The sequence below is a fragment of the Parazoarcus communis genome (genome assembly GCF_003111645.1).
GTDB lineage: Bacteria > Pseudomonadota > Gammaproteobacteria > Burkholderiales > Rhodocyclaceae > Parazoarcus > Parazoarcus communis_A.
Window position 1 is genome coordinate 124,404 of record NZ_CP022187.1, and the last position, 24,734, is coordinate 149,137.

Below are 24,734 nucleotides of genomic sequence, written 5' to 3' on the forward strand. Positions count from 1 at the left end.
CATGTCGCCGAGCTTGCGAAAGTTGTTGTTGGGCGCCCTGGTTCTGACCAGCAGCGCCTGTGTCACGATCAATATCTATTTTCCGGCCGCTGCGGCAGAGAAGGCGGCAGACCGGATCATCGACGAAGTGTGGCAGCTGCGTGAAGGCGCTGCTGAGCCCGCCCAGCCGCCTGCGGAGGAAAAGAAACCATGAAACTCGCACCCCTGATCTGTGCGGTGCTTCTGAGCGCTTCGCTCTCGGTCGCCGCGCAGGGCAATCTTGAGATCGACTCTCCGGCAATCGGCGCGCTCAAGCAGTCGATGCAGCAACGCCATTCGCAACTCGCGCCGCTGTACCAGTCGGGAGCGGTGGGTCTGGCAGCCGATGGTACGGTTGCGCTGCGCAGTGCAGGCAATGTGCCGCTGGCGCAGCGTGGCCAGGTCAATGCCCTGATTGCAGCCGAGAATGCCGACCGCCGTGCGCTCTATCGCGAAATCGCACGCGCCAACGGGCATCCCGAGTGGGAGTCGGATGTGCGCAACACCTTTGCCCAGCGCTGGGTGCAGCGCGCACAGCCGGGCTGGTGGGTGCAGCAGGGTGGAGGCTGGGTTCAGAAGTGATGCCGACCCTGATTTTCGATATCGAAACCATTCCCGATGTGGACGGTATCCGGCGGCTCAACGAGTTGCCGGACGATCTGTCCGATTTCGAAGTGGCGGAGTTTGCCTTTCAGCAACGACGGGCGAGCCACGGGAACGATTTCCTGCCCCACCATCTGCAACGAGTGGTGACGATTTCGTGCGCCATGCGCGATGCGAGCCAGTTCCGCGTGTTCTCGCTGTCCGAGCCGGAGTCGAACGAAGGGCAGATCATCCAGCGCTTCTTTGACGGGGTGGAGCGCTTCACTCCGCAGATCGTGTCCTGGAATGGGGGGGGGTTTGACCTTCCGGTGCTGCACTACCGCGGCATGCTGCATGGCGTGTCCGCGCCACGTTACTGGGATCTCGGTGACGGCGACTACGCCGATTCGCGCGATTTCAAGTGGAACAACTACATCAGCCGCTATCACACCCGGCATCTCGACCTGATGGACATGCTGGCAATGTACTCCCCGCGTGCCAATGCGCCGCTGGACGACCTCGCCAAGCTCATGGGCTATCCCGGCAAGCTCGGCATGGACGGATCGGCCGTATGGAGCGCCTGGCAGGAGGGGCGCATTGCTGAAATCCGCGACTACTGCGAGACCGATGTGGTGAATACCTACCTCGTGTACCTGCGCTTTCAGTGCATGCGCGGACATCTGGATGCGGCCGGGCTGGCAAGCGAACAGGCTGTTGTGCGCGAGGCGCTGGGCCGGATCGGCGCTCCGCACTGGGAGGCGTTTCTGGCCGAATGGACCGAAACTTAAGTTTTTTGAAGAAAGTTCTAAAAATAGTTTGACACCTGCCGTGAAGTGCCTATAATTCGCGGCTCTTAGCAGGCGCGTAGCTCAGCTGGTTAGAGCACCACCTTGACATGGTGGGGGTCGTTGGTTCGAGTCCAATCGCGCCTACCAACACTTGGAGTCGATTTGCCATGTTCCGAACTCATACCAAGGCCGGAAACTGAACAGGTCGGGTCCGCTTGTCTGCTTGAGGAAAAAGTGCGGTTCGACCGCACTTTTTTTTCGTCCACGTTTTGTGCAGTGCAACCAAGGTCGCATTACCAGAGCTGTCACTTTTCATCAGCTCACCCAGTCTAGAGGCTAGAGATCATGCTGAATATCACGCTTCCCGATGGCTCCACTCGTCAGTTCGACCATCCGGTTACTGTGGGCGAGGTCGCCGCTTCGATCGGTGCGGGGCTGGCCAAGGCTTCGCTGGCGGGGCGTGTCGATGGTCGCCTGGTTGATCTCTCGCACCGCATCGAATCCGATGCTGCGCTGGCAATCATTACCGACAAGAATCCGGAAGGTCTCGAGGTCATTCGCCATTCGACGGCGCACTTGCTGGCGCACGCGGCGAAAGAGCTGTTCCCGGAAGCTCAGGTCACGATCGGACCGGTGATCGACAACGGCTTCTACTACGACTTCTCCTACCACCGCCCGTTTACCCCGGAAGATCTGGCCGCCATCGAGCAGCGCATGGGCGAGATCGTCAAGCGCGAACTGCCGGTGCTGCGTGAGGTGTGGCCGCGGGACAAGGCGGTCGAGTTCTTCAAGAGTATCGGTGAGAACTACAAGGCCGAGATCATCGCCTCGATCCCGTCCGACGAGGATGTCTCGCTCTATCGGCAGGGCGACTTCGTCGACCTGTGTCGCGGTCCCCATGTGCCGACGACGGGCAAGCTGAAGGTGTTCAAGCTCACGAAGCTGGCCGGTGCCTACTGGCGCGGCGACTCGAAGAACGAGATGCTGCAGCGGGTCTACGGTACGGCGTGGGTGAAGAAGGAAGATCTCGAGTCCTACCTGCACATGCTGGAAGAGGCCGAGAAGCGCGATCACCGCAAGCTGGGTCGTCAGCTCGATCTCTTCCATCTGCAGGAAGAGGCGCCGGGTATGGTGTTCTGGCATGCCAAGGGGTGGACGCTGTGGCAGCAGGTCGAGCAGTACCTGCGCAAGACCATTGGCGATGTCGGCTATCAGGAAGTGAAGACGCCGCAGATCGTTGATCGCTCGCTGTGGGAGAAGTCCGGTCACTGGGGCATGTACGCCGACCTCATGTTCACCACGCAGTCGGAAAAGCGCGACTACGCAGTGAAGCCGATGAACTGCCCGTGCCATATCCAGATCTTCAATCAGGGCTTGAAGAGCTACCGCGATCTGCCGCTGCGGATGGCCGAGTTCGGCTCCTGCCACCGTAACGAGCCGTCGGGTGCGCTGCACGGGATCATGCGCGTGCGCAACTTCGTGCAGGACGATGCGCACATCTTCTGTACCGATGCACAGGTGCAGGACGAAGCGGCCGAGTTCATCCGTCTGCTGCAGCGAGTCTATGTCGACTTCGGTTTTACCGATGTGCTGATCAAGCTGTCGACGCGCCCGGACAAGCGGGTGGGCAGCGACGAGCAGTGGGATGCGGCCGAGGCGGCGCTTGCGGCTGCGCTTGATGCCCAGGGGCTTGAATATGACCTGCAGCCGGGCGAGGGCGCGTTCTATGGTCCCAAGATCGAGTTTTCGCTGAAGGACTGCCTCGGACGGGTGTGGCAGTGCGGTACGCTGCAGCTCGACTTCAACCTGCCGGTGAGGCTCGAGGCCGAGTACGTCGCCGAGGACAACACCAAGAAGTACCCGGTGATGTTGCATCGCGCAATCCTGGGTTCGCTGGAGCGATTCATCGGCATCCTGATCGAGCACTACGCCGGGGCGCTGCCGCTGTGGCTGGCGCCGGTTCATGCGGTGGTGATGAATATTTCGGAAGGTCAGGCCGAATACGCGCAGGAAGTCACTCAGAGACTGAAGAAAGCCGGTTTCCGGGTCGAGACGGATTTGCGTAACGAAAAGATTAACTATAAAATTCGCGAACATAGCGTGCACAAGCTGCCTTACCAGATCGTAATCGGCGAGAAGGAAAAGTCCGCCGGGGTGGTTGCTGTGCGCGTCCGGGGTGGCCAGGATCTTGGCCAAATGTCCCTAGATTCGCTGATCGAGCGCTGGCATCGTGAAATTGAAGCGAAAGCCGGCTCGGTCTGATATTGGCCTTTATGGAGAACTGAACCATCGCTCAAGATAAAAAGCAGCGCGTCAACGGGGAGATCACCGCGCCGGAAGTCCGGCTAGTCGGTGAAGACGGTGAACCGCTGGGTATTGTCCCCCTGAGAATTGCCCTCGAAGCAGCAGAAGAAATCGGGCTGGACCTTGTCGAGATCGCGCCAATGGCGGAACCCCCGGTTTGCCGGGTAATGGATCTGGGCAAGTTCAAGTATCAGGAGCAGAAGAAAGCCCACGAGGCGCGTTCCAAGCAGAAGCAGATTCAGATCAAGGAAGTCAAGCTGCGTCCGGGTACGGACGAGAACGACTACCAGATCAAGCTGCGCAACCTGAAGCGCTTCCTGGATGAAGGTGACAAGTGCAAGGTCACGCTTCGCTTCCGCGGACGAGAGATGGCGCACCAGGAATTTGGTCTGCGTCAGCTTGAGCGAGTCAAGGCCGATCTCGAAGAGCTCGGTCAGGTTGAGCAGATGCCCAAGATGGAAGGGCGTCAAATGGTCATGGTCATCGCGCCGATCAAGAAGAATCGCTGATCGGGCGGTTGCAGGATTTGCCGCCGGGTAACCGGTGGCAAGACCGCAGACATCCAGCTGTGGAGGTCTGCGGAAAACAAGTGGTGTTGGGTGTAAAACGTACCTGAACCGGTACTACCTGACGGCATTCTATAAACTCGGAGTCTAAGCAATGCCCAAGATGAAGACCAAGAGCGGAGCCAAGAAGCGATTCAAGGTTCGTGCTAGCGGTGGGATCAAGCGGTCCTCGGCGTTCAAACGCCACATCCTTACCAAGAAGACCACCAAGAGCAAGCGCCAGCTGCGCGGCATGAAGGAAATTCATGCAGCCGACGAAAAGCTGATCCGCGCCATGCTGCCTTACGCTTGATAGGAGACCGCTATGCCCAGAGTTAAACGTGGTGTAACAGCCCGCGCACGTCACAAGAAAGTTCTCGTTCAGGCCAAGGGTTACCGCGGCCGTCGCAAAAACGTCTATCGCATCGCCAAACAGGCGGTGATGAAGGCCGGCCAGTACGCTTACCGCGACCGTCGTCAAAGGAAGCGTCAGTTCCGTGCCCTGTGGATCGTCCGTATCAACGCCGCTGCGCGTGAGTGCGGTCTGACCTACAGCGTATTCATGAATGGCCTGAAGAAGGCCGCTGTCGAAGTGGACCGCAAGGTTCTGGCCGATCTGGCCGTTTTCGACAAGCCCGCGTTTGCAGCGCTCGTCGCGCAAGCCAAGGCCCAAATCGCTGCGTAAGTCGTCGCAGCCCGAAAAAAGGAGGCCTGGCCTCCTTTTTTTTTCTGATTTTCCCGAGATGGCAGGGACATGGATAAGCTCGATCAACTGGTTCAACAGGCCGAGGAGGCGTTCTCCGCGGCAGCTGATGGCGCCCAGCTTGAGCAGGCAAAAGCGCGCTTTTTTGGCAAGAGCGGGTCGCTCACCGAACAGATGAAGGCGCTGGGCAAGCTGGCGCCTGAACAGAAACGCGAAGCTGGCGCTGCAATCAACCGTGCAAAGGTCGCGATCGAAGCTGCGCTCGAAGCGCGCCGCGAATCCTTGCGCGAAGCCGCGCTGCTGGCTCAGCTCGCCGCGGAAGCACTCGACGTCACCCTGCCGGGGCGCGGCTCGGTTTCCGGTGGTTTGCACCCGGTCAGCCGCACCCTTGAGCGTATCGAAAGCCTGTTCCGCTCCGTCGGTTTCGTGGTGGCGGATGGTCCCGAGATCGAGACCGACTGGCACAACTTCACCGCGCTCAACACGCCTGAGAATCACCCAGCGCGTTCGATGCACGACACCTTCTATCTGGAAGGCCGGGACGACGTCCTGCTGCGTACCCACACCAGTCCGGTGCAGAACCGGGCGATGATGGCGCACGTCGAGCGCTACAAGCACCTGGACACCATGCCCGATATTCGCGTGATTGCGCCGGGCCGGGTCTACCGGGTGGACTCCGATGCCACGCATTCGCCGATGTTTCATCAGGTCGAGGGCCTGTGGGTGGGTGAGAACGTCAGCTTTGCCGACCTCAAGGGCGTGATTGCCGATTTCCTGCGCAAGTTCTTCGAGACCGAAGACCTGCAGGTGCGCTTCCGTCCGTCCTTCTTCCCCTTTACCGAACCTTCGGCTGAAATCGACGTGGCCTTCATGAGCGGTGCGCTCGAAGGTCGCTGGCTGGAGATCGCCGGTTGCGGCATGGTCCATCCGAACGTGCTCAGCCTCGGCGGCATCGACCCCGAGCGCTATACCGGCTTTGCCTTCGGCATGGGGCCGGACCGCCTGACCATGCTGCGCTACGGCGTCAACGATCTGCGCCTCTTCTTCGAGGGCGATCTGCGTTTCTTGAGCCAATTCAGGTAAGTGAATCATGCAATTTTCCGAACACTGGCTGCGGACCTTCACCAATCCGCTTCTTGATAGTGCCGCGCTGGGTCACCTGATGACCATGGCGGGCCTTGAAGTGGAAGAAGCCGAACCCGTGGCGCCGGCTTTTACCGGCATTGTCGTGGCGCAGATCGTCGAAGCCGAAAAGCATCCGAATGCGGACAAGCTCAAGCTGTGCAAGGTCGACGCGGGCACCGGAGAGCTCCTCCAGATCGTCTGCGGCGCACCCAATGCGGCTGTCGGCATGAAGGTGCCGTGTGCCAAGGTGGGCGCGATGCTGCCAGGCGATTTCGCCATCAAGGCGGCCAAGCTGCGTGGTGTCGAATCCTTCGGCATGCTGTGCTCCGAGCGTGAGCTTGGACTGTCCGACGAGCATGGCGGTCTGTACGCGCTGCCCGACGATGCGCCGGTGGGTGTGGACATCCGCGAGTACCTGGCGCTCGACGATACCCTGTTCACCATCAAGCTCACGCCGAATCGTTCGGACTGCCTGAGTCTGACCGGGGTGGCGCGCGAGGTCGCGGCGCTTACCGGCGTCGCGCTGGTGCGTCCCGAGTTCGCTGCCGTGGTGCCGACGATCGACGATCGGCGCGCGATCGTGCTCGATGCACCCCAGGCCTGTCCGCGCTATTGCGGTCGTGTGCTCAAGGGCGTCGATGCCAAGGCGCCGACGCCGGACTGGATGAAGCAGCGCCTGCAGCGCAGTGGCATCCGGTCGATCAGCGCGCTGGTGGATATCACCAACTACGTCATGCTTGAGCTCGGGCAGCCGCTGCACGCTTTCGACAACACCCGGCTCAAGGGCGCAATCCATGTACGCCTTCCGGTGGAGGGCGAGCAGGTGCTGCTGCTCAACGAACAGACGGTGACCCCGGTTGCCGACACGCTGCTGATCGCCGACGAACACTGCGCGCTCGCGCTCGCCGGCATCATGGGCGGTGAAGAGAGCGGTATCACGCTGGAAACGTCCGAGGTCTTCCTCGAAAGCGCGTTTTTCGCGCCCGAGGCAATCGCAGGGCGTGCCCGTGCCTACGGCTTCTCGTCCGATGCCTCGCATCGTTTCGAACGCGGTGTCGATTTCGCACTCGCCCGCCCGGCGCTGGAGCGCGCCACCGGTCTCATCCTAGAGATCTGTGGCGGTGCTGCTGGTCCGGTTGAAGAGGCGCTGGCCGCCGATGCATTGCCTGCCCGTCCGCCGGTGCGTCTGCGCCCTGCACGTGCTCGCCGTGTGCTCGGCATCGACATGGCAGATGACGCAATGCAGGCGCTGCTTGAGCGCGTCCATCTTGAAGTGAGCCGGGACGGGGATGCGCTGCTCGTGAGCCCGCCTTCCTTCCGTTTCGACATCGAGATTGAAGAAGACCTGATCGAAGAGCTTGCCCGCCTCCATGGGTATGACAACATTCCCGCGGTCGCACCCTTGGGCCGGCTGGTGATGCTGGATCGCAGCGAGTCCGATCGCAGCGAATGGGATGTCCGCCATCTGCTCGCAGCGCGTGGCTTCCAGGAAGTGGTCAACTTCGCCTTCGTCGAAGAGGCGTGGGAGCGCGACTTCTGTTCAAACGATGATCCGATCCGTCTTGCCAACCCGATCGCGAGTCAGATGAGCGTCATGCGCTCAAGCCTGATTCCGGGACTGGCTGCCAATCTGGTCACCAACCGCAAGCGCCAGCAGAACCGTGTTCGCGTGTTCGAACTCGGGCGCTGCTTCGAGCGCAAGGCTGACGGTCAGCCGGTAGCCGGCTTCCATCAGCCGCGGCGCATTGCCGCGCTTGCCGCCGGTCCGGTCGTGCCCGAACAATGGGGCGAGCGCAGCAGGACGACCGACTTCTATGATCTCAAGGGGGATCTCGAAGCCTTGTTCGCGCCGCGCGAACTCAGCTTTGAATGCCTGGCCGACCCCGCGCTGCACCCGGGGCGGGCGGCAGTTGTCATGCTCGATGGTCGCCGCATCGGTGTGATCGGCGAACTGCATCCGATCTGGGTGCAGCGCTACGATCTCGGGCCTGCACCGGTGGTGTTCGAGGTTGAGCTTGATGCCGCACTGGAGGCGATTCTGCCTGCATCGGGCAGTGTGTCGCGCATGCCGGCGGTTGCCCGCGACCTGGCCCTGGTGGTCAATCAGGAACTCAGTGCGACGCGTGTTCTGGCAGTGCTGCGTGAAGCGGCGCCGAGCCTGGTGCGCGAGATCAGCCTGTTCGACGTCTACCATGGCAAGGGCATTGACCCTGACAAGAAGAGTCTTGCTTTCAGTGTGTTGATGCAAGATACTCAACGGACCCTTGAAGATGCCGAGGTGGAAGCCGCAATGTCAGCATTACTCCGCCACGCCGAGCTCACGCTGGGCGCGAGACTGCGTGGATCGGGAGAATGAACGTGACCTTGACCAAAGCGGAACTGGCCGATCTGCTGTTTGAGCAGGTGGGACTGAACAAGCGCGAAGCCAAGGACATGGTGGAAGGCTTCTTCGAGGAAATCCGGACGGCGCTGGAGCGCGGCGACAGTGTGAAACTGTCCGGGTTCGGCAACTTTCAGTTGCGTGACAAACCGCAGCGTCCGGGGCGCAACCCCAAGACTGGCGAGGAAATTCCGATCACTGCCCGTCGGGTGGTCACCTTCCACGCCAGCCAGAAGCTCAAGGCCGCGGTAGAGGAACTCAGCGATGCAAGCAAGCAACCCTGAAACCGGTACGGCAGCACTGCCGCCGATTCCCGCCAAACGTTACTTCACCATCGGTGAGGTAAGCGAACTGTGCGGGGTCAAGGCGCATGTGCTGCGTTACTGGGAGCAGGAGTTCACCCAGCTCAAGCCGGTCAAGCGCAGTGGCAACCGTCGCTACTATCAGCACCATGAAGTCATGCTGATCCGGCGTATCCGCCATCTGCTGTACGAAGAAGGTTTCACCATTTCCGGGGCGCGCAACCGTCTCGGCGAGGCCGCAATACAACAGCACGAAGAGACCGAGGCGGAAGCGCGCTACAAGGCCTTGATCGCGGATTTGCGGCAGGAAATCGAGGCCACGCTGGCGGCACTGAAAGGCTGATTTTTTGCTGGTAAAGTTTTTTTGGCCTGCTATAATGCCGGCTTGTGTCGGGGCGTAGCGCAGCCTGGTAGCGCACTTGCATGGGGTGCAAGGGGTCGTGAGTTCGAATCCCACCGCCCCGACCAAACGAATCAGACAAAAGCCAATCCTTCGGGGTTGGCTTTTTGTTTTTCCGGCTCAGTCCATTCGGTCACGTCTGCATCTTCTTGCAACGATGGAACGGCGGGGCGGTGCTGGCAGCGATGACTGAAGACCGAGGCGGATGCAATCAGCGGAGGCAGAATTCATGAAGTACGGATACAGCGAAGCGAGGCCCTACATCACGAAGGACGGTTCGACGATTCGCGAACTGATGCATCCGGACGTACATGGCAACAAGGCACAGAGCCTGGCCGAAGCCACCGTCCCCGCAGGGACGAGAACGCAGTTGCATCGCCACGCCCTGACCGAGGAGCTGTATCACATCACGTCGGGAACGGGGCGGATGCAGCTCGGCGACGCGCGTTTCGACGTGGCGGCCGGCGATACCGTCTGCATTCCGCCTGGCACGCCGCACTGCATCGAAGCGCTTGGAGATGCCCCGCTGAAATTGCTGTGCTGCTGTGCACCGGCATACGCTCATGAAGATACCGAGCTTCTTGAACCGGGGGCTTCTTGAGCCGGGTCTGAGCTAGCCCGTGTCGGGTGTGCGGCCGAGCAGTGTTCTGGCGTGTGCGAGCAAGCCCTTTTCCAGCAGCAGTCTCTTCATGCTCTTTGCCAGCCGGACACGCAGTTGCGCGTCGTCAGACCAGGCGAAGCCATCGACTTCCGGCGCACGCTTGCCGGTCACGTAGTGGTCGAAGTAGCTCGTGCACCGGCAATGCTCGGGACGGGTCTCGGTGGATGTGGTGCCGACGCAGAACAGATGAAGGTCCTTGCCGCGGTAGTAGGCGTAACGGCCCAGTTCAACCAGGCGCCCGGTCGGGAACTCGAGTCCGAACTCCTCGCGAGCCTCGCGCAGGGCGCAAGCCATGGCGCTCTCACCCTCATCGATGAGGCCCTTGGGCAGGTCCCAGTGCGTGCTTCCGGTGGAATGACCCACAAGCAGTTCGCCGCGTTCATTGATCACCAGCAGGCCGCAGGAAAGTTGCGTCGCCATCATGTGCCTGCGGCCTGTTTGAGAACACCGGCTCCCGGCGCCGGTGCCGAGTCGCTTGCTTCCATGAACACCTCCTTCACGCCACATTGTGCGGCAAAAGGAGGGCGGACGAAGCTGCGGGTGCGCAATCCGGCTCAGGGCTCTCCGGCACTGCGCCGACTCTTGCTGGCGCCTGCCATCATCGTGAACGGTCCTTTCCGCGTGCCGGTCATCGATGCGCGCACTGTGCCGGGACCCCGCCTTTTCGCAAACGACGTTTTGCTCAGCCCCTGCGCCAGGCGTGGAAGCGTTCGACCCAGGCCAGCAACTGTTGCGGTGCATGCGCCTTCTTCCAGTTGCCTGCGACGTACTTGTTGGCCTCGGCCAGTGTCGGGTAGATATGGATCGTGCCGAGGATCTTGTTCAGGCCGATGCCTTGTTTCATGGCCAGCACATACTCGGCGATCAGGTCGCCCGCGTGCTCGCCGACGATGGTCACGCCGAGAATCCTGTCCTTGCCAGGGACGGTGAGTACCTTGATGAAGCCATGTGCCTCGCCGTCGGCGATGGCGCGGTCGAGATCGTCGATGCCGAAATTGGTCACCTCAAAGGCGATGCCTTGTGCCTTTGCGTCCTGTTCGTTCAGGCCGACGCGGGCGACTTCGGGTTCGACGAAGGTGGCCCAGGGGATCACGGAGTAATCCGCCTTGAATTTCTTCAGCGGGTCGAAGAGGGCGTTGACCGCGGCGTACCAGGCCTGATGGGCGGCGGTATGCGTGAACTGGTAGGGGCCGGCGACGTCGCCTGCAGCGTAGATGTTGGGGTAGTTGGTCTGCAGGAACACGTTGGTGTCCACCGTTCGTCCGGTCGGAATACCCAGTTCTTCGAGGCCAAAGCCTTTGAGGTTGGCTGCGCGGCCGACGGCAACCAGCACGGCGTCGAAGGCGATGCGCACATCCTTGCCGTCGTGCTCCGCGATCAGGATCTTCTCGCCGTCTTCGATGAGGAATTCCTTGGCCCTGTGCCCGGTCAGCACGGCGACGCCTTCGGCGCGGAAGCGCTCGGTGACGAGGTCCGAAACCTCTGGGTCTTCGCGACCCATGATGCGCGCCTCCATCTCGACCTGGGTCACGCTGGCGCCAAGCCGGGCGAAGGCCTGGGTCAGTTCGCATCCAATCGGCCCGCCGCCGAGCACGATCAGGCGCTGCGGCATTTCCCGCAGTTCCCATACGTTGTCCGAAGTCAGGTAGCCAACGGTATCGATGCCCGGAATAAGCGGCACGAAGGGGCGGGCGCCGGTGGCGATGACGATGCTGCGGGTGGTCAGGCGCTGCGTGCTGCCGTCCTCGCGGGTGATGTCGACCTCCCACGGCGAGACAATCTTTGCCGCGCCCTGTACGACATCGACGCCGAGCCCGGTGTAGCGCTCGGCCGAGTCGTGCGGTTCGATTGCCTTGATTACGGACTGAACCCGCTTCATGACGTCGGCAAAATCGACCTCGGCCCGTGCTGACTTGATGCCGAACTCCTGCGACCTGCCGACGTGGGAGAGGAACTTGGCCGAGCGAATCAGCGCCTTCGAGGGCACGCAGCCGGTGTTGAGGCAGTCCCCGCCCAGTTTGTGTTTCTCGACCAGCGTGACCTTGGCCTTGACCGCAGCGGCGATGTAGGAGGTCACCAGTCCGGCACTGCCGCCACCGATGACCACGAGGTTGCGGTCGAAGCGCGAAGGCTTCGTCCAGTTGGCGAATACCTTGTTCATGCGAATGACCTCCAGGAGTTTGCGCGCAATCAGCGGGAAGATGCCGAGCAGGACAAAGGAGCCGAGCAGGCCCGGCGAGAGGATGCCGGACAGGGACTCCAGCTTGCCCAGCTGGGTACCCGCATTGACGTATACGATGGTGCCGGCAAGCATGCCGAGCTGGCTCACCCAGTAGTAGGTGCGGGTCTTCATTGCCGTCAGGCCGAGCAGCAGGTTGACCAGGAAGAACGGGAAGGCCGGCACCAGACGCAGCGTAAACAGATAGAACGCACCTTCGCGGCGAACCCCGGCGTCGATGGCCTGCAGACGCTGGCCAAAGCGTTGTTCCACCCAGTTCCGCAGCAGGAAGCGCGACATCAGGAAGGCGAGCGTGGCGCCGATGGTCGAGGCAAAGGAGACGATGACCGTGCCCCACAGCAGGCCGAACACTGCACCGCCCGCCAGTGTCAGCAGGGCTGCGCCGGGGAGGGACAAGGCCGCCATCAGCACGTAGATGACGAAGTAGATGCTGACGCTCAGGAGCACGTTCTCGTCGCGGAACGCTTCGATGGCGGCCTGCTGATCCTTGAGGTTCTGCAGGTTCAGGTACCGGCCCAGGTCGAGGATGAAGAACAGCGCAATGGCCGACGCGACGGCTGCCACGACTGCCAGTTTTCGAGCTTGCATGAAAGACCTCGGTGAATGTGAAGAGCGAGGGCTGCCGCCCTCCGCCTGTGCATTACTCAGTCGGATGGATGCTCGATTACTTACACATCGCGTACGACACATGCGCGCACGGGATTGCGCTCAGCGGAAGGGACGTGATTGGGTGGGAACGACATGATCTGACGCGAGCCGGCACCGCCGGACCGGCTCGGTCGTCACTTGGATCACGTCCTTACGGCTTCCGGCATGGGCGCTGCGGGCGGGCAGGCGGCGGCGGTGAACAGCACGTCGGTGGAGGAGTTAAGCGCCGTTTCGGCAGAGTCCTGCAGTACGCTGATGACAAAGCCGATCGCGACCACCTGCATGGCAACATCGGTCGAGATGCCGAACAGGTTGCACGCCATCGGGATCAGCAGCAGCGAGCCGCCGGCCACGCCGGAAACGCCGCAGGCGGCGAGTGCCGACACGATGCACAGCAGGAGTGCGGTCGGCAGGTCGACGCTGACGCCCAGGGTGTTCGCCGCGGCCAGCGTCATCACCGTGATGGTGATGGCGGCGCCGGCCATGTTGATGGTCGCGCCCAGCGGGATCGAGATCGCGTACGTATCTTTGTGCAGGTTCAAGCGCTTGCACAGCTCCATGTTGATCGGGATGTTGGCGGCTGAACTGCGGGTGAAGAATGCGGTGATCGCGCTTTCGCGCAGGCAGGTCAGCACCAGCGGGTAGGGATTGCGGCGGGTCTTCAGGAATACGATCAGCGGATTGACGACCAGGGCAACGAAGATCATGCAGCCGACGATGACCAGCAGCAGCCTGGCGTAGTCGAGCAGGGCGTCGAGTCCGGACTCCACGAGCGTGCTGGCCACGAGGCCGAAGATGCCGAGCGGGGCGAAGCGGATCACGAGCCTGACGATCTTCGATACGGCTTCGGATAGGTCGGTGAGCATCGTCCGGGTGGTGTCGGACGCGTGGCGCAACATGATGCCGAGGCAGATCGCCCAGCTCAGGATGGCAATGAAGTTCGCTTCCATCAGGGCCTTGGCGGGATTCGAGACCGCACTCAGCAGCAGGTTCTTGAGTACGCCGAGGATGCCGCCCGGTGGCGTGCCGCTCACTGCGGGCGCGTCGAGAACGAGGGTGGTGGGAAACGCAAAGCTGGCGGCGACCGCGACTGCCGCGGCACCGAGCGTACCGAGCAGATAGAGGATCAGCACCGGGCGGATGTGTGTGGGCTGACCGCGCCTGTGGCTGGCGATCGACGCGATCACCAGCAGGAAGACCAGTACCGGCGCCACCGACTTGAGCGCAGAAATGAAGACGTCTCCGAGGAGCGATACGGAGCGTGCCAGGTCGGGGGCGAGCAGGGCGAGGGCGATGCCGCAGATCAGGCCGACGACGATCTGGGTGATGAGGCTGGTTCTCAGCATGAAAACGGGGGAACGGCTTACTGCGGTGTTCATGACGTGTTTCCTGTCGTGTCGCGTGTGTGGCGGTTAGAAAGGCCACGCAGCCGGGTGGGGCTGCAGGGCCTGCGGCGGAGCGGTCAGCACTCGGTAAAGTTGACCGCCAGCCCGCCGCGCGAGGTTTCCTTGTACTTGTCCAGCATGTCACGGCCGGTGTCGCGCATGGTGCGGATCACCTGGTCGAGCGAAATGGCGTGCGAACCGTCTCCGCGCAGCGCCAGTTGTGCAGCGTTGATTGCCTTGATCGAGGCCATTGCGTTGCGCTCAATGCACGGCAGTTGTACCAGCCCGGCAACCGGGTCACAGGTCAGGCCCAGGTTGTGCTCAAGCCCGATCTCCGCCGCATTCTCCACCTGTTCGGGCGTGCCGCCCATGATCTGCGTCAGGCCGGCGGCCGCCATCGCGCACGCCGAGCCGACTTCGCCCTGGCAGCCAACCTCGGCGCCGGAGATCGAGGCGTTCTTCTTGCACAGGGTGCCGATCGCCGCTGCGGTCAGCAGGAAATCGACCACGTCCGCTTCGTCGCTGCCCGGATGAAAGTTCATGTAGTAGTGCAGAACGGCAGGGATGATGCCCGCCGCGCCATTGGTCGGCGCAGTCACCACGCGGCCACCCCCCGCATTTTCTTCATTCACTGCGAGCGCATACAGATTGACCCAGTCGAGCGCGGCCAGGGTGTCGCTGATGAAGTTGCGGCCGTGTTCGAGCCCGCTCAGTTTTTCGTGCAGGGCATGTGCACGACGCCGCACCTTGAGGCCACCCGGCAGCACGCCCTGCTGTTCGATACCGCGCGCCACGCAACTGCGCATGGCGGCCCAGATCTGCAGCAGCGCAGCACGTGTCTCGTCCTCACTGCGCCACGCGAGTTCATTCTCCAGCATGACCTCGCTGATACGCAGCGATTGCTTCTTGCAGATCGCGAGCAGTTCCGCTGCGCTGTCGAATTCGTGCCGCAACGCCGTCTGTGGCACCAGGCCCGCATCTGCCGCGGCCTGGGCCTCGTCGATGACGAAGCCACCGCCGATCGAGTAGAAGGTGTTCTCGTACACCACGCCAGTGTCACCGTGCGCGATGAGTTTCAGTGCGTTGGGGTGATAGGGGAGGCTCACCGGCAGCAATCGCATGTCGCGATCCCAGTGAAAAGGCAGGGCATGGGTTCCGCCAAGGCGCAGGCTCGCGGTCTGCCGGACCTCGGCCACTGCGGGGGCGATGAAGTCCGGGTCTACTTCGTCCGGGCGCTGGCCCATGAGGCCGACGATCACCGCATGATCGGTGCCGTGCCCGATTCCGGTCGCGGACAGCGAGCCATACAGCCTTGCCTCGATGCGGCTCACGCTGCCGGTGAGTTGTCTCGCGTCGAGCTCCGCTGCGAAGTCGTGCGCCGCCCGCATCGGCCCGATGGTGTGTGAGCTCGACGGGCCGATGCCAATCTTGAACAGATCGAGAACGCTGATGGACATGGCGGCACCTTCATGAAAATGGCGGATTCAGGGCCGTCAGACCGCCGACCCTGAGCCGCGATTCTGTGGTGCGGGGCCGGGCTTTTCAATTGGTGATTGTCCTCTCCCCTGATTTCTGCCAGCTCGCCCCGGCGCGGCGCGGCTGTGCGACGCCGGGTACGCAGCGATCAGCTGCTTTTCGGAAGTGGAAACCATCTTGCCTGGGCGGACCGCCGGCAGATTTTCATTGTCTGATTAACATTTTGATTATCAAGCGGAAAGTCATTTTACTGGGCTTTGGCATGGTTCTTGTGTTGTCTCCCGGCATGTGCCGCCGCGCTGCCTGGCTGCGGGGTCAGAAGAAAGACCTTCGAGGGAGACATTCCATGACTGAAACCTTCTACGACGTGCTGCGCCGCCAGGGCATCACACGTCGCAGTTTCCTCAAGTTCTGCAGCCTTACCGCGACTTCGCTGGGGCTGGGTTCGGCCGCTGCGCCGCAGATCGCCCATGCGCTGGAGACCCGGCCGCGCACGCCCGTACTGTGGCTGCACGGGCTGGAGTGCACCTGCTGTTCGGAGTCCTTCATCCGTTCTGCACATCCGCTGGCCAAGGACGTGGTGCTGTCGATGCTCTCGCTCGACTATGACGACACCCTGATGGCTGCGGCCGGACACCAGGCCGAGGCCATCATCGAAGAGGTCAAGCGCAAGTACAAGGGCAATTACATCCTGGCGGTGGAGGGCAACCCGCCGCTCAACGAGGATGGCATGTACTGCATCCACGGTGGCCGTCCCTTCATCGAGGTGCTGAAGGAAACCGCTGCCGACGCCAAGGCCATCATCTCGTGGGGCTCGTGTGCTTCCTGGGGCTGCGTGCAGGCGGCCAAGCCCAATCCCACCCGGGCCACGCCCGTGCATAAAGTCATTTTCGACAAGCCCATCATCAAGGTGCCGGGCTGTCCGCCGATCGCCGAGGTCATGACCGGCGTCGTCACCTACATGCTGACCTTCGATCGAATCCCCGAACTCGACCGTCAGGGGCGGCCGAAGATGTTCTACGGCCAGCGCATTCACGACAAGTGCTATCGCCGGCCGCACTTTGACGCCGGCCAGTTCGTCGAGGAGTGGGACGACGAAAACGCGCGCAAGGGCTACTGCCTGTACAAGGTCGGCTGCAAGGGGCCGACCACTTACAACGCCTGCTCCACAGTGCGCTGGAACAGCGGTGTGTCCTTCCCCATCCAGTCCGGCCACGGCTGTATCGGCTGCTCGGAAGACGGCTTCTGGGACAAGGGCAGCTTCTACGACCGGGTCACCGACATCAAGCAGTTCGGCATCGAGGCCAATGCGGACAAGGTCGGCGCCACCGCGGCCGGCGTGGTCGGTGCATCGGTTGCAGCGCACGCGGCCGTGACCGCACTGGCGCGAGCGCGCAGCACGCCCGGACTCGACAACAAACCGCAAGCGGGAGACAAGTGATCATGGGCTCGTACGAGACGCAGGGCTTCAAGCTCGACAACACCGGCAAGCGCGTGGTGGTCGACCCGGTCACCCGGATCGAGGGCCACATGCGGGTCGAGGTCAACCTCGACGAAAGCAATGTGATCCGCAACGCGGTGTCGACGGGCACCATGTGGCGCGGGCTGGAGGTGATTCTGAAGGGGCGCGATCCGCGCGATGCATGGGCCTTTACCGAGCGCATCTGCGGCGTGTGTACCGGCACTCATGCACTCACCTCGGTGCGCGCGGTGGAAGATGCGCTGAAGATCGACATCCCCGAGAACGCCAACTCGATCCGCAACATCATGCAGCTCACACTGCAGGTGCATGACCATCTGGTGCATTTCTACCACCTGCACGCGCTCGACTGGGTCGATGTGGTGTCGGCGCTCAAGGCCGACCCCAAGGCCACGTCGGCGCTCGCGCAAAGCATCTCGAACTGGCCCAACAGCTCGCCTGGCTATTTCCGTGACATCCAGAACCGGCTGAAAAAATTCGTCGAGTCCGGTCAGCTCGGCCCCTTCATGAACGGCTACTGGGGCAATCCTGCCTACAAGCTGCCGCCCGAAGCCAACCTGATGGCGGTCACGCACTACCTGGAAGCGCTCGACTTTCAGAAGGAAATCGTCAAGATCCACACCATCTTCGGCGGCAAGAACCCGCATCCGAACTGGCTGGTGGGTGGGATGCCATGCGCGATCAATGTGCACGACACCGGCGCGGTGGGCGCGATCAACATGGAGCGCCTCAACCACGTCAGCTACATCATCGACCGCTGCATCGAGTTCGTCGACCAGGTCTACGTGCCCGACCTGACCGCCATCGCGAGCTTCTACAAGGACTGGCTCCATGGTGGTGGCATCTCCTCGCTGTCGGTCATGTCCTACGGTGACATTCCCGACCGCGCCAACGACTACTCCGCGTCCAACCTGCTGCTCCCGCGCGGCGCCATCATCAACGGCGACCTGTCGAAGATTCACGAGATCGATCTGCGTGATCCGGATCAGGTGCAGGAGTTCGTCACCCACAGTTGGTACAGCTATCCGGACGAGACCAAGGGCCTGCACCCCTGGGACGGCATCACCGAGCCCAACTTCGTGCTCGGCAGGAACACCAAGGGCACGAAGACGCGCATCGAGTCGCTGGACGAGGAGGGCAAGTACTCCTGGATCAAGTCGCCGCGCTGGCGCGGACACGCGATGGAAGTCGGCCCCCTGTCGCGTTACATCATCGGCTACGTGCAGAACAACCCGGAGTTCAAGGAGCCGACCGACAAGCTGCTGACCGATCTCGGCCTGCCGCTGCAGGCCTTGTTCTCCACGCTGGGACGTACCGCCGCGCGTGGCCTGGAGGCCTCGTGGGCGGCGCACAAGATGCGCTACTTCTTCGACAAGATGATGGCCAACATCAAGGCGGGCGATGAGTCCACCGCCAATGTCGACAAATGGGACCCGTCGCGCTGGCCGGCCGAGGCCAAGGGCGTCGGCTTCACCGAGGCACCGCGCGGCGCGCTTGGGCACTGGGTCCGCATCAAGGCCGGCAAGATCGACAACTATCAGGCCGTGGTGCCCACCACCTGGAACGGCAGCCCGCGCGACGACAAGGGGCAGATCGGTGCCTTCGAGGCGTCGCTGATGAATACCCCTGTGGCCAAGGCCGACGAGCCGCTCGAGATCCTGCGTACCCTGCATTCCTTCGATCCCTGCCTGGCGTGCTCGACGCATGTCATGAGCCCGGACGGACAGGAGTTGAGCAAGGTGAAGGTGCGCTGAATCCCACGCTTCGACGGATTGCGCCGCTGCCGCTCAAACGGCGCGGTCGTCGGGAAAAGGAGAACGACATGCTGGCAGAACAAGATGCATTCGAGGCCGAGCGTCAGGCGCGGCTGGTCAAGGCCGTCTATGTGTATGAGGCGCCCTTGCGGCTGTGGCACTGGGTCAATGCGCTCGCCATCACCGTGCTGGCCATCACCGGCTATTTCATCGGGCAGCCGCTGCCGTCGGTGCCGGGCGAAGCGAGTGCGAATTTCCTGATGGGCTACATCCGTTTCGCACACTTTGCAGCAGCCTACATCTTCGCCGTCGGCTTTCTCGGCCGGATCTACTGGGCCATGGTGGGCAATCACCACGCCCGGCAGATCTTTCTGGTGCCGGTGTGGAGTCTGAAGTGGTGGAGCGAGGTGTTCTACGAACTGCGCTGGTACCTCTTTCTCGTTCGCGAGCCGAAAAAGTACGTCGGCCACAACCCGCTTGCCCAGCTGATGATGTTCCTGTTCTTCACCATCGGGGCGGTGTACATGATCTGCACCGGCTTCGCGCTGTATGGCGAGGGGCTGGGTGAAGGCAGCTGGGCGGATTCGATGTTCGGCTGGGTCATCACGGCAGTGGGCGGCAACAGCCTGCAGGTACACAGCTTCCACCGGCTCGGCATGTGGGTCACCGTCTGCTTCGTGATCGTGCACGTCTATGCTGCCATCCGCGAGGACATCATGAGCCGCCAGAGCCTGATTTCCACCATGATCTCCGGCTGGCGGATGTTCAAGGACTGAAGCCCGTCCTGCCTTTCGCAAAGATTTCGCGCCTTTCCCCTTTCGTCTCTCTCTCCTCATGATGACGATCGTTCGCGCGGGCTCCGGCCCGCGCATCTTTTTGCCTGTGGTTCGCGGCCCCGCCAGGGCGCCCACGCATCCGGGGCGCTTTCTCGAAACCCGCTTCATGCGCCCGGCTGGTATCTCGCAGGATGCGCTGGCCCGGGCACTTGGCGTCTCGCGTCGGCGGGTGAATGAGCTGACCCGCGGCAGGCGCGCCTTCACGCCAGACACTGCGGTGCGTCTGGGCGTCTTCTTCGGTACCGACCCGCTGCTGTGGATGCATCTGCAGGCTGCGTGGGATACCCATATCGCGTGGCGCAGCCTGTGCGGCGCGGTTGATGGATGAATGCCGAAGTGGAAAGAAGGTTTGCGATTTGATGTAAAGCTGATCGACGCAACCCCAGTCTGAGTTTCCACATTGCCAGCCGGATTTTCTTCAAGTGATTGATTGTGCGTTGATTCATGCGCGCGCCCCGGGCTGGCACGGCACATGCAACTGTAACCCCACTCGTTACACCCGGAGCCAGCATGCACACACAGTCCAGTTCAGTCCTGATTCTTGGTATCGGCAACCTCCTGTGGGCTGACGAGGGCTTCGGCGTGCGCTGTGTCGAGGCGCTTGATGCGGCCTGGCAGTTCGGTGCCGAGGTGACCGTGATGGACGGCGGTACCCAGGGCCTGTACCTGCTGCCGTATGTCACGGAAGCCCGCCGCCTGATCGTTTTCGATGCGGTGGACTATGGCCTCGAGCCGGGCACGATGCGCCTGGTCGAGGACGGCGAAGTGCCCCGCTTCATGGGGGCGAAGAAGATGAGCCTGCACCAGACCGGCTTTCAGGAGGTGCTGGCCTCGGCGCAGATGCTCGATCGTCTGCCCGAGTCCATGCTGCTCATCGGGGTGCAGCCGGTCGAGCTCGACGATTTTGGCGGCAGCCTGCGTGCTGTCGTGCGCGCCTGTATCGAGCCGGCCGTTGCACATGCGGTGGCGCGCCTGCGGCGCTGGGGCGTGAGTGTCGAGCCCCGTGCCGACGCGGTGCTGCGGCTCAACGACGTTGCGCTTGCCATGGATGCCTACGAAGCAGGTCGCCCCCCGCCCGAGGCGGCCTGCAGGCACGGCGATCTGCGTTTTGTCACGACCTCAGGGGAGACCTGAGATGTGTGTCGGCATTCCGCTGCAGGTGCAGCGCATGGAGGGCAGCGTTGCGGTCTGCACCGGCCTCGATGGTGCCGAGCACTGCATCGACACGCTGCTCGTGGGGCCGCAGGCCCAAGGCGTCTGGCTGATGACGTTCCTCGGCGCGGCACGGGCGGTGATCGATGGTGCCGAGGCGGCCCGGGTCGGCGCTGCCCTCAATGCCTTGTCGGACTTGATGGCCGGCCAGCCCGTGGATCTGGACGCAGCCTTTGCCGATCTCGTTGGCCGCGAACCCCAACTTCCGGAATTTTTGCGAGGACCCCGAACATGAACGACTATGCCGCACCCAATCTCGATTCCCTCGCCGCGTTGCTCGAACGCCAGGCACTGCGGCATGGCATCGCCTGTGTCGATGCAGCTGGCCTCGGCGCGTTCGTCGCCAAGGGGGGCGACGTGCTGATCCTGCTCACTGAAGACCCTGCCCGCAGTCCCGAGACCTGGGATGTGGCGGTCATCCTTCCCGAGATCCTCAAGACGTGCGGGCGTCGGCTGCGAGCAGCTGCCCTGATGCCCGCTGACAGCCGCGAAGTGGCCGCGCGTTACGGTATCACCCGCTATCCGGCGCAGTTGTTCCTGCGTGACGGTGACTACGTCGGGGTGCTCGAAGGCATGCTCGACTGGGAGGCATGGGGCGGGGCGGTGGCACGCAAGCTTGCTTTGCCTGTCGGACGTGCGCCTTCGGTCGGCATTCCGGTGCGTGGTCCCGCATCCGATTCCGCCTGCCACTGACCGGAGCAAGACAATGAAAGCCTTTCCCATCCCCGTCGTGGCCTTCGGTCCCGGATCGCAGGACGAAGACGATACGCTCGAGTACATTCCGTCACCAGGCGCAATGAGCACATTCAATGTGCCACGCATGCCCGAGGCGATCGACCCAGCCGTGCGCGACGAGGTGCTCGGCGTGCTTGGGCGCCTGCTCGACGCCATGCGTGCCTGGTCGTTTGGCGATCCGGATTATCCCGAAATCGATCTCGCAGGGCTTTCGGCTCCTGGGCTCAAGTTGGTCAACGAGGCCTTGGGGCAGGGCGAGGTCAGCATCGTTGTAGAGGCCGGTGAAGGTACGCTGCGCATTCAGGAAACGGTGTTTGCCGGCGTCTGGCGCGAACTCGGATTCGACGTCGCGAAGCAGCAGGTGCGCGATGTGGTGTCGGCCGCGCCGGTGCCCGGGGCTGTCGGGGTCTGCGCGCGGCTTGCAGGCAGCGTCGGGATTTCGGTGCCGCCACCGCCACCAGGCGTGATGAACGCACCCTCGGTCCTGGCCGAACTGGTCGATGCCGCCGCGCGGTGGAAGTCCGGCGATGGTGCCCACATTGTCAATCTCACCCTGCTGCCGCTGGTACCTGACGACCTTGCCTACCTCGACGGCGCACTGGGTGCGGGCAGCGTGCTGGTGCTCTCCCGCGGGTACGGGAACTGCCGCGTCAGCAGCACCCGGCTCGCCAACACCTGGTGGGTGCAGTACTTCAACAGTGCCGACAACCTGATTCTCAACACCATCGAGGTGACCGACATGCCCGATGTGGTGCCGGCCGCTGCCGAAGACTTCGGTGACAGCGTCGAACGCCTCGCCGAATGGATCGAGACGCTCAGGTTTGAATGATGCGGGCTGACCCGACTGCTCCTCTCCGTGGCTTCGGCGTACCATCGGGTTGCATGAGGGCAGGTGGTGCATATGGACGCGCACGACAACAGGAATTCCGACCATGTTTGAAGGCAGCTATCTCGGCGACGGCAGTCGCATTTCGGACGGAGCCCGTCTCGAGTGCGGCATCTGCTGGCATGTCTATGATCCGGCCGAAGGCGACGAGGTGTGGCAGATCCCGCCCGGCACGCCGTTCTCGGCCTTGCCCGAGCACTGGTCCTGCCCCAACTGTGACGCGCCGCGTCACAAGTTCATGGTGGTGGACGCCCTATGAGCCCCACGACGTCTGCAGATCGTGCTGGCTTTGCGCACGATCCCGCGCCCCGGCTCAGGGCCTGTTTTGCTGCGATCGCGGCGGGGCCGATGGCCGGGTTGCCGCTGTGCAATCCGGCGCTCGAGGTCGCGGCCATTGGATTTCGGCCGTGGCAGGGCGAGTGGCTGGGCGCGCTGCTGACACCATGGTCGCTGAGTCTGGTGCTGATCCCGGGCGGTGGCGGTGTGTTCCGCCCCCTGGCGGCGGACGAGCGTCAGTGCTGGACCTTTCCCTCGGGCGAATATGCGTTCCTGGGCAACAGCGAACCGGAGATCGGGCCCTACCAGATGTGCTCCCTGTATTCGCCGGTGTTCGAGTTCGAAAGCCAGGCCGATGCAGAAGCCGTGGCGCATGCGGCGCTCGACGCCTTGTTTGTCGCGGCCGATGGGGCGTCCGAAGCCGACGCTGCTGCCGAGCAGGCACGGCTGCAGGGCGAATCCGTCGCCGCCGCGCCGGTTTCGCGGCGCGACTTCCTGCGTGGCGGACTCTTGCTGCGGGGGCGGGGATGAGTGGTGCTGGCAACCTGAATATCGTGGTCAGTCTCGACGGCGGGCGCAGTCTGACGGCGCGGGTCGAGAACACGCGGCCGCGTGCCGCAGCGGTGCTGGTCGGACGGCATGTGGATGAAGTGCTGCGCATGGTGCCGGTGCTGTTCAGCCTGTGCGGCCGGGCGCAGGGCATTGCAGCGCGGGCCGCGGTGGCTGCCGCACGCGGCGAGGCCTGTGCGCCGAGCATCGAAGACGAGCGCGCAATCAGCTGCGAGGCTGCCCAGGAACACCTGTGGCGGCTGCTGCTCGACTGGCCGACGCGCTTCGGCCGGTTGCCGCAACGCGTTCGCTTCGCGCAACTGCATCATCGTCTGGCGCAGGTGAACGACACTGCAGCGGCTTTCGATGTCGGCGGCGTGCTGCTCGACCTGGTTGCCAAGGAACTGCTGTCGGGCTTCTTCCTGTCCATGCGCGAACCCGCCAATCTGGCCGAGTTCGTCAGTGCGACGCGCTACGGCGGGTTTGTCGGCGAGACGCTCGCCGAACTGATCGAGGCGGGACGGTGGACGCCCGAAGGCGACAAGGTCGCGCCGCTGCTGACCCCGCATACGGCACAGGAGTGGGCGCAGATGTTGGGCGGCACGCTGCCCGCGCCCGAGTTCGACCGCGCCCCCGCGTGGCATGGCGGCGCCAGCCCCGTCGTCTGTGAAACCGGCGCGCTTGCGCGTCAGAGCAGATCGCCACTGGTCGCGGCGCTGCTGGGCTACGGGCATCGTATTGCAGCACGCGTGTTTGCGCAGGTGGTGGACCTGTCGGACCACGCCAGCCGCCTGCGTCATCCGCTTGCGTGCGACATGCAGCCCTGCTTCGATGCCGCGCCGCTGGGCGAGGGGGCCGGGCTGGCCTGCGTCGAAACCTCACGCGGTGTGCTGCTGCACGCCTTGCGGCTGGAGGGCGACATCGTGGCCGACTATCACATCATCGCCCCCACCGAATGGAATTTTGCACCGGGCGGCGCCTTCATGCAGGAGGCGACCGGCTGGGAGGCCGAGGGGCGCGACGCGGCGCTGGCGCGGCTCGACTGGCTTGCCCTGTCGCTCGACCCCTGTGTCGCATTCACCGTCACGCAGGAGGCAGCGGAGGATGCATGAGATGTCGCTGGCCGAAGGTATCCGCAGCATCGTCGATGATGCAGTGAGTACTCAGCAGCTCGGTCGGGTCAAGACGGTCGTGGTCGAGATCGGCGAGCTGTCGGCAGTTGAAGTCGATGCGCTGAGTTTCTGTTTCGATGCGGTGATGCGCGGCAGTGCGGCTGAAGGCGCACGGATGGAGGTGGTCAGGGTGGCGGGGAGCGGCTGGTGCATGCAGTGCGCGCAGACGGTCGCGGTGAGCAGGCAGTATGACCCGTGTCCGCAGTGTGGCAGCTATCAGGTCCAGCCGACGGGGGGCACCGAGATGCGGGTGCTGGAACTGGAAGTCGAGTAGTGAT

The 24,734-nt window shown here is 63.0% G+C and carries 28 protein-coding genes and 2 tRNA genes; 26 read left to right on the top strand and 4 right to left on the bottom strand.

The genetic code is table 11. The features are described from left to right. Position 1 precedes the first annotated feature (1 nt). From CEW83_RS00595 to CEW83_RS00660, 14 genes are all read left to right on the top strand, one after another. The gene (locus CEW83_RS00595; protein WP_108947610.1) at positions 2 to 193 is read left to right on the top strand and encodes a hypothetical protein; all 192 of its coding nucleotides are present in this window, start codon (positions 2 to 4) and stop codon (positions 191 to 193) included. Further along, complete coding sequence (locus CEW83_RS00600) at positions 190 to 600, top strand: YdbL family protein (protein ID WP_108947611.1); 411 nt, start codon at positions 190 to 192, stop codon at positions 598 to 600. Before CEW83_RS00595 ends, CEW83_RS00600 begins: the two co-directional genes overlap by 4 nt. After that, positions 600 to 1,388: a 3'-5' exonuclease gene (locus CEW83_RS00605; RefSeq protein WP_199915179.1), complete on the top strand. Its 789-nt coding sequence runs from the start codon at positions 600 to 602 to the stop codon at positions 1,386 to 1,388. Before CEW83_RS00600 ends, CEW83_RS00605 begins: the two co-directional genes overlap by 1 nt. Before the next feature lie 70 nt (positions 1,389 to 1,458). Continuing rightward, positions 1,459 to 1,535 (top strand) — tRNA-Val (locus CEW83_RS00610). 198 nt (positions 1,536 to 1,733) lie between these two features. Next, positions 1,734 to 3,650 (top strand): threonine--tRNA ligase, encoded by a 1,917-nt coding sequence (gene thrS, locus CEW83_RS00615; protein ID WP_108947613.1) that lies wholly within the window; start codon positions 1,734 to 1,736, stop codon positions 3,648 to 3,650. Positions 3,651 to 3,676: 26 nt separating this feature from the next. Further along, positions 3,677 to 4,201, top strand: coding sequence for a translation initiation factor IF-3 (gene infC, locus CEW83_RS00620; RefSeq protein WP_108947614.1), 525 nt, complete (start codon positions 3,677 to 3,679; stop codon positions 4,199 to 4,201). 151 nt (positions 4,202 to 4,352) lie between these two features. Next, complete coding sequence (gene rpmI / locus CEW83_RS00625) at positions 4,353 to 4,550, top strand: 50S ribosomal protein L35 (RefSeq protein ID WP_108947615.1); 198 nt, start codon at positions 4,353 to 4,355, stop codon at positions 4,548 to 4,550. 12 nt (positions 4,551 to 4,562) lie between these two features. Then, on the top strand, positions 4,563 to 4,922 hold the full coding sequence (rplT, locus tag CEW83_RS00630) for a 50S ribosomal protein L20 (protein ID WP_108947616.1): 360 nt from the start codon (positions 4,563 to 4,565) through the stop codon (positions 4,920 to 4,922). A gap of 69 nt (positions 4,923 to 4,991) precedes the next feature. Continuing rightward, positions 4,992 to 6,023 carry a phenylalanine--tRNA ligase subunit alpha gene (pheS, locus tag CEW83_RS00635; protein ID WP_108947617.1) on the top strand — a complete coding sequence of 344 codons (1,032 nt, stop codon included), beginning with the start codon at positions 4,992 to 4,994 and terminating at the stop codon, positions 6,021 to 6,023. Between the two features lie 7 nt (positions 6,024 to 6,030). Next, positions 6,031 to 8,421 (top strand): phenylalanine--tRNA ligase subunit beta, encoded by a 2,391-nt coding sequence (gene pheT, locus CEW83_RS00640; protein WP_108947618.1) that lies wholly within the window; start codon positions 6,031 to 6,033, stop codon positions 8,419 to 8,421. Next, on the top strand, positions 8,418 to 8,729 hold the full coding sequence (locus CEW83_RS00645) for an integration host factor subunit alpha (RefSeq protein WP_108947619.1): 312 nt from the start codon (positions 8,418 to 8,420) through the stop codon (positions 8,727 to 8,729). Before pheT ends, CEW83_RS00645 begins: the two co-directional genes overlap by 4 nt. After that, complete coding sequence (locus CEW83_RS00650; protein WP_108947620.1) at positions 8,710 to 9,090, top strand: MerR family transcriptional regulator; 381 nt, start codon at positions 8,710 to 8,712, stop codon at positions 9,088 to 9,090. Before CEW83_RS00645 ends, CEW83_RS00650 begins: the two co-directional genes overlap by 20 nt. Positions 9,091 to 9,138: 48 nt before the next feature. Next, positions 9,139 to 9,215 (top strand) — tRNA-Pro (locus CEW83_RS00655). 161 nt (positions 9,216 to 9,376) lie between these two features. After that, complete coding sequence (locus tag CEW83_RS00660; protein ID WP_108947621.1) at positions 9,377 to 9,748, top strand: cupin domain-containing protein; 372 nt, start codon at positions 9,377 to 9,379, stop codon at positions 9,746 to 9,748. A gap of 12 nt (positions 9,749 to 9,760) precedes the next feature. Here CEW83_RS00660 and CEW83_RS00665 read toward each other — a convergent pair whose 3' ends face one another. From CEW83_RS00665 to CEW83_RS00680, 4 genes are all read right to left on the bottom strand, one after another. Continuing rightward, positions 9,761 to 10,231, bottom strand: a complete 471-nt coding sequence (locus CEW83_RS00665; protein ID WP_108947622.1) for an NUDIX hydrolase — start codon at positions 10,229 to 10,231, stop codon at positions 9,761 to 9,763. 259 nt (positions 10,232 to 10,490) lie between these two features. Then, positions 10,491 to 12,635 (bottom strand): FAD-dependent oxidoreductase, encoded by a 2,145-nt coding sequence (locus tag CEW83_RS00670; protein ID WP_108947623.1) that lies wholly within the window; start codon positions 12,633 to 12,635, stop codon positions 10,491 to 10,493. Between the two features lie 203 nt (positions 12,636 to 12,838). Further along, positions 12,839 to 14,074 carry a serine/threonine transporter SstT gene (sstT, locus tag CEW83_RS00675; RefSeq protein ID WP_108947624.1) on the bottom strand — a complete coding sequence of 412 codons (1,236 nt, stop codon included), beginning with the start codon at positions 14,072 to 14,074 and terminating at the stop codon, positions 12,839 to 12,841. An 83-nt stretch (positions 14,075 to 14,157) separates the two neighbouring features. Further along, a complete protein-coding gene (locus CEW83_RS00680; RefSeq protein ID WP_108947625.1) occupies positions 14,158 to 15,537 on the bottom strand; it encodes an L-serine ammonia-lyase in 1,380 nt (459 codons plus the stop codon). 365 nt (positions 15,538 to 15,902) lie between these two features. Here CEW83_RS00680 and CEW83_RS00685 point away from each other — a divergent pair, with 365 nt between their 5' ends. From CEW83_RS00685 to hypA, 12 genes are all read left to right on the top strand, one after another. Continuing rightward, entirely contained in the window at positions 15,903 to 16,997 is a 1,095-nt protein-coding gene (locus CEW83_RS00685) for a hydrogenase small subunit (RefSeq protein WP_108947626.1), read from the top strand. 2 nt (positions 16,998 to 16,999) lie between these two features. Further along, entirely contained in the window at positions 17,000 to 18,790 is a 1,791-nt protein-coding gene (locus tag CEW83_RS00690; protein ID WP_108947627.1) for a nickel-dependent hydrogenase large subunit, read from the top strand. Positions 18,791 to 18,858: 68 nt separating this feature from the next. After that, the gene (gene cybH / locus CEW83_RS00695) at positions 18,859 to 19,566 is read left to right on the top strand and encodes a Ni/Fe-hydrogenase, b-type cytochrome subunit (RefSeq protein WP_108947628.1); all 708 of its coding nucleotides are present in this window, start codon (positions 18,859 to 18,861) and stop codon (positions 19,564 to 19,566) included. 58 nt (positions 19,567 to 19,624) lie between these two features. Beyond that, positions 19,625 to 19,954 carry a HigA family addiction module antitoxin gene (locus tag CEW83_RS00700; protein WP_108947629.1) on the top strand — a complete coding sequence of 110 codons (330 nt, stop codon included), beginning with the start codon at positions 19,625 to 19,627 and terminating at the stop codon, positions 19,952 to 19,954. Positions 19,955 to 20,136: 182 nt separating this feature from the next. Continuing rightward, positions 20,137 to 20,760, top strand: coding sequence for a HyaD/HybD family hydrogenase maturation endopeptidase (locus tag CEW83_RS00705; RefSeq protein ID WP_108947630.1), 624 nt, complete (start codon positions 20,137 to 20,139; stop codon positions 20,758 to 20,760). 1 nt (position 20,761) lies between these two features. Then, positions 20,762 to 21,073 (top strand): HypC/HybG/HupF family hydrogenase formation chaperone, encoded by a 312-nt coding sequence (gene hypC / locus CEW83_RS00710; protein WP_108947631.1) that lies wholly within the window; start codon positions 20,762 to 20,764, stop codon positions 21,071 to 21,073. Continuing rightward, positions 21,070 to 21,531: a hydrogenase gene (locus CEW83_RS00715; RefSeq protein ID WP_108947632.1), complete on the top strand. Its 462-nt coding sequence runs from the start codon at positions 21,070 to 21,072 to the stop codon at positions 21,529 to 21,531. The genes hypC and CEW83_RS00715 overlap by 4 nt, the downstream gene beginning before the upstream one ends. Positions 21,532 to 21,544: 13 nt before the next feature. Beyond that, positions 21,545 to 22,402, top strand: a complete 858-nt coding sequence (locus CEW83_RS00720) for a hydrogenase expression/formation protein (RefSeq protein WP_108947633.1) — start codon at positions 21,545 to 21,547, stop codon at positions 22,400 to 22,402. A gap of 103 nt (positions 22,403 to 22,505) precedes the next feature. After that, entirely contained in the window at positions 22,506 to 22,718 is a 213-nt protein-coding gene (locus CEW83_RS00725) for a rubredoxin (protein ID WP_199915181.1), read from the top strand. Then, positions 22,715 to 23,266 carry a [NiFe]-hydrogenase assembly chaperone HybE gene (gene hybE, locus CEW83_RS00730; protein WP_108947634.1) on the top strand — a complete coding sequence of 184 codons (552 nt, stop codon included), beginning with the start codon at positions 22,715 to 22,717 and terminating at the stop codon, positions 23,264 to 23,266. The genes CEW83_RS00725 and hybE overlap by 4 nt, the downstream gene beginning before the upstream one ends. After that, positions 23,263 to 24,396: a nickel-dependent hydrogenase large subunit gene (locus CEW83_RS00735; RefSeq protein ID WP_108947635.1), complete on the top strand. Its 1,134-nt coding sequence runs from the start codon at positions 23,263 to 23,265 to the stop codon at positions 24,394 to 24,396. The genes hybE and CEW83_RS00735 overlap by 4 nt, the downstream gene beginning before the upstream one ends. Then, a complete protein-coding gene (gene hypA / locus CEW83_RS00740; RefSeq protein ID WP_108947636.1) occupies positions 24,389 to 24,730 on the top strand; it encodes a hydrogenase maturation nickel metallochaperone HypA in 342 nt (113 codons plus the stop codon). Before CEW83_RS00735 ends, hypA begins: the two co-directional genes overlap by 8 nt. The last annotated feature ends 4 nt before the right edge of the window (positions 24,731 to 24,734 follow it).